Annotated in this window: 4 protein-coding genes; 1 reads left to right on the top strand and 3 read right to left on the bottom strand. The window is 30.7% G+C overall.

Annotated features, from left to right (window positions below; genetic code table 11):
- The first annotated feature begins 148 nt into the window (after positions 1-148).
- On the top strand, positions 149-2,545 hold the full coding sequence (locus BN350_RS15860) for a glycogen/starch/alpha-glucan phosphorylase (protein ID WP_028044464.1): 2,397 nt from the start codon (positions 149-151) through the stop codon (positions 2,543-2,545).
- Positions 2,546-2,633: 88 nt separating this feature from the next.
- Here the strand turns inward: BN350_RS15860 and BN350_RS15855 are convergent, their stop codons facing one another.
- The 3 genes from BN350_RS15855 to BN350_RS15845 form a co-directional block, all read right to left on the bottom strand.
- Positions 2,634-2,942 (bottom strand): PTS sugar transporter subunit IIB, encoded by a 309-nt coding sequence (locus tag BN350_RS15855; RefSeq protein ID WP_028044463.1) that lies wholly within the window; start codon positions 2,940-2,942, stop codon positions 2,634-2,636.
- Between the two features lie 52 nt (positions 2,943-2,994).
- Positions 2,995-3,246 carry a hypothetical protein gene (locus tag BN350_RS20715; protein ID WP_147573616.1) on the bottom strand — a complete coding sequence of 84 codons (252 nt, stop codon included), beginning with the start codon at positions 3,244-3,246 and terminating at the stop codon, positions 2,995-2,997.
- Positions 3,247-3,536: 290 nt separating this feature from the next.
- Positions 3,537-3,845, bottom strand: a complete 309-nt coding sequence (locus BN350_RS15845; protein ID WP_028044462.1) for a Rossmann-fold NAD(P)-binding domain-containing protein — start codon at positions 3,843-3,845, stop codon at positions 3,537-3,539.
- Positions 3,846-3,977 lie beyond the last annotated feature (132 nt).

The following is a 3,977-nucleotide window of genomic DNA, read 5'->3' as shown; positions in this document are numbered from 1 at the left end:
GTTATACTGGAAGTAATTTTACAAATAAACGTGCTATAAAATCTAAGAAAATACACGCTGTAAACAAAGAAAATTCGATTTTGGTTGACATTGCGCCATTTTCAGGTATGATATTTGAATTGAAGAGAAAATAGTAAGGAGACATGATATGTTTAAAACAAAAGAAGAATTTAAGTATGAATTTTCAAGAAGAATTATTGAATCTTATGGGAGAACTGTAGAAGAATCTCATATGACTGAAAAGTTTATGGTTCTTGAAACAATGGTACGAGACTATGCCTCTGTCAATTGGGCGATGACAAAAATGATTACGAAAACAAATTATCAAAAACAAATTCATTATTTTTCAATGGAATTTTTGATTGGACGTTTACTCGTTAACAATATGATGAACTTAGGAATTTATGAAATTGCTAAGGATGGATTAGAAGATTATGGAATTAATATTCATGATCTTGAAGAATTAGAGTCTGATGCAGGACTTGGAAATGGAGGTCTTGGAAGACTTGCGGCTTGTTTTATGGACTCTTTGGCTTCATTATCTTATCCAGCATTTGGAAATACAATTCGTTATGAGTATGGATTATTTAAACAAAAGATAGAAAACGGTTATCAGGTCGAAGTGCCTGATCAATGGTTAAGATTAGGAAATATGTGGGAAGTTCGTAAACCAAAACATGCAGTAGATGTTAAGTTTTGGGGACGTGTTGTCTGGAATGAAGAAACTGGGAAATGGGATCATGTAGATGCTGAATGTGTACGTGCAGTACCTTATGATATGCCAATTGTTGGAAATGATACAACAGTTACCAATACACTTCGTTTATGGCATGCAGAACCTAGTGATGAAATTCCATCAAATAAAGACTTTAGACAATATGCGCAAGAAGTTCGTGATATTTGTCAAAATTTATATCCAGATGATTCAACATTGGCAGGAAGAACATTACGTTTAAAACAACAGTATTTCTTTGTGTCTGCAGGTATTCGTGCTATTATTAAGAATCACTTAAGAGTGTATCCATCATTGAGTAATTTCCATGAAAAGAATGTTATTCAGTTAAATGATACGCATCCAGTTTTAGCAATTCCTGAATTAATGAGAATCTTTATTGATGAATATGATATGGAATGGGATGAAGCATGGCACATTACTTCACATACTTGTGCTTATACAAATCATACAATTTTAGCAGAAGCACTTGAAAAATGGCCTGTTTCTACAATGGAATCATTATTACCAAGAATCTATCAGATTATTGAAGAAATCAATAGAAGATTTATTGGTTATGTGAAACAAGTCAGTGATCATGATGATGATTTATTAAATCGTGTTATGATTATTAAAGACGGTCAAGTCTTTATGGCTCATTTGGCTATTGCTGGAAGTTTTAGCGTAAATGGTGTTGCGAGACTTCATACACAAATCTTAATGGAACAGGAAATGAAAGATTTTAATCTTTTATATCCAAATAAGTTTAACAATAAGACAAATGGTATTACACATAGAAGATGGTTAGCTTATTCAAATCCAGAGTTATCAACATTATTAAATGAAACAATTGGTAATGGTTGGATTAAGCATCCAGAAGAACTAGAAAAATTAATGAATTATGCTGATGATTCTATTGTTCAAGGTAAATTCTTTAATGTTAAACAACAAAGAAAACAAGTTTTAGCAGATTATATCTTAAAACATAATGGTATTCGTATAGATACAAATAGTATTTTTGATATCCAAGTCAAAAGATTACATGCTTATAAACGTCAATTATTAAATATTATGCATGTCATTTATTTATATCAGGAAATGAAAGCAAATCCTGAATTTAGAATTTATCCAAGAACATTTATCTTTGGAGCGAAAGCTGCACCTGCTTATTACTTTGCAAAGAAAGTCATTAAATTAATTAATAGTGTAGCAGATGTTGTGAACAATGACCCTGAAACAAATGAATATTTAAAAGTTGTATTCATTGAAAACTATGGTGTGACTATAGCTGAAAAGATTATGCCTGCTGCTGATGTTTCTGAACAGATTTCAACAGCTGGTAAAGAAGCAAGTGGTACAGGAAACATGAAGTTTATGATGAATGGGGCAGTCACTGTTGGAACATTGGATGGTGCAAATGTTGAAATTGCAGAACGTGTTGGTGATGATAATGTCATTATCTTTGGATTGAAAGACAATGAGGTGAATTCATTAAGGCAACATGGACAATATAATGCATGGGATTATTATAATAATGATCCACGTATTAAACGTGTTGTTGATTCATTAGTAGATGGAACATTCCATGAATCAAGAGAAGAATTTAGAATGATTTTTGATGAATTAATGAATCGTAATGATGAATATTTCTTATTTGCAGATTTTGAATCATATATTAATGCTCAAGCGCAAATTGATAAATTATATCGTGATCGTGCAATTTGGTCAAAGATGTGTTTAGTGAATATTGCACAATCTGGTTATTTCTCATCAGATCGTACAATTGAAGAATATGTATTTGATATTTGGAAATTAGATAGAGTAAAAAGATAAAAAAGAGGTACGGATATTCAATTTTCCGTACTTCTTTTTAAACATTTTTCATGACATAATGGACATGTAATCCATTTTTTTATTGTTGTTATTGTTTTATGCTAAGTGTTTGCATAATCAAAGCAAAGACACTATGTCCATTCATTGTTCCGTAATCTCTTGTAGACACATCAATCACAGGTATTTGAGAAAACATTTTTTTTATATGTTTTTTTGCATATTGAACTTGAGGTGCCATGAGAATTATGCTTGCATTTTTAGCCACTGTTTCTATATCATTTAAACCAGTAGCACATATTTCAATAGAGATATTTTCTTCTTTAGCAGCATGATTAATTTTTTCAACAAGTAGACTTGTCGACATTGCAGCACTACAACATAGGACTATTTTTAACATATTCATCACCTCTATTTTTATTTTACCATAAATTATTCATTTTTATACAAATTTACTCATTAAGAATATAGGTAATAATGTCTTTTATGGTTTCTTCAAAATCACGCGTATGATATTGAGGTTGTTTGGTAGTTTTATCATGTGAAAAATGGCTATTTGACTGCAGTGTTATTAATGAATATTGTGTATAAAGAGGGCGTTTATGTTTTAATTTTGCTATCTTTTCTATTATTGGAGCAAATATTTTCTCTAATGAAATAGGTAAGTTAATGAGTTGAGGACTACCATGTATTTTTCTAATCACCTGAAAAAGTTCATTGATTTGATTATTTTGGTGTGAAAGTATATAACATTCTTTACTTTTTCCTTAAGTGGAGCTTGAATACATCCTTGAGTGACTCTCTCATATCGTCATAAGGGCCAATAATACCTGAAGGGTGAACTATAACAGTATGGAGTCCCTTTTCGTTGCATCTCATACATATTGAGAAGTTTCAGCTTTTGCTTTGGCATAGGCTCCTTTAACCATTTGTGGTGAGAAATGATTGACTTCTTTGATGACATCATCTGTTTTATCAATAGAATGAACAGAACTCACATAGACGAATTTTTTGTACAATTATGATTTACATCATAAAGATATGGATTTTTTTTATTGGTTATTTGAATGATTCTGGCAGTATGAATAACATATGTCTTGTACTGTTCACAATTATCAAATAACTGATTGAGTGATTGTGAATCACATATATCGCTATGAATATATTCTATATTCTGCATTGTTTGTACCTGATCTAATGAAAGTATAAAACGACGAATCAAGACATCCTGTTTAAGAAGAATACGAATAATATTCTTTTCTAAGTGACCATTTGCACCACTAATAATAAAAAGTTTCTTCATAACTTTCACCTTCATTTATCACTTGCATTATATGCCTATGAATAATGATTCACAATGAAGATGATTATAAGAAAAAGACATTCTTTGATAGTTTTTTAACTTTGAGTATGTTATACTACCTGACTTTAGAGG

It is taken from the genome of Candidatus Stoquefichus massiliensis AP9, from assembly GCF_000455285.1.
GTDB classification, from domain to species: Bacteria; Bacillota_I; Bacilli_A; order Erysipelotrichales; family Coprobacillaceae; genus Stoquefichus; species Stoquefichus massiliensis.
This window is presented reverse-complemented; position numbering and strand designations above follow the sequence as displayed.

What these genes read in the sequence shown, in the direction of transcription:
- BN350_RS15860 (WP_028044464.1), top strand. Translation starts at nt 149, where the DNA reads ATGTTTAAAACAAAAGAAGAATTTAAGTATGAATTTTCAAGAAGAATT.
- BN350_RS15855 (WP_028044463.1), bottom strand. Translation starts at nt 2,942, where the DNA reads ATGTTAAAAATAGTCCTATGTTGTAGTGCTGCAATGTCGACAAGTCTA.
- BN350_RS15845 (WP_028044462.1), bottom strand. Translation starts at nt 3,845, where the DNA reads ATGAAGAAACTTTTTATTATTAGTGGTGCAAATGGTCACTTAGAAAAG.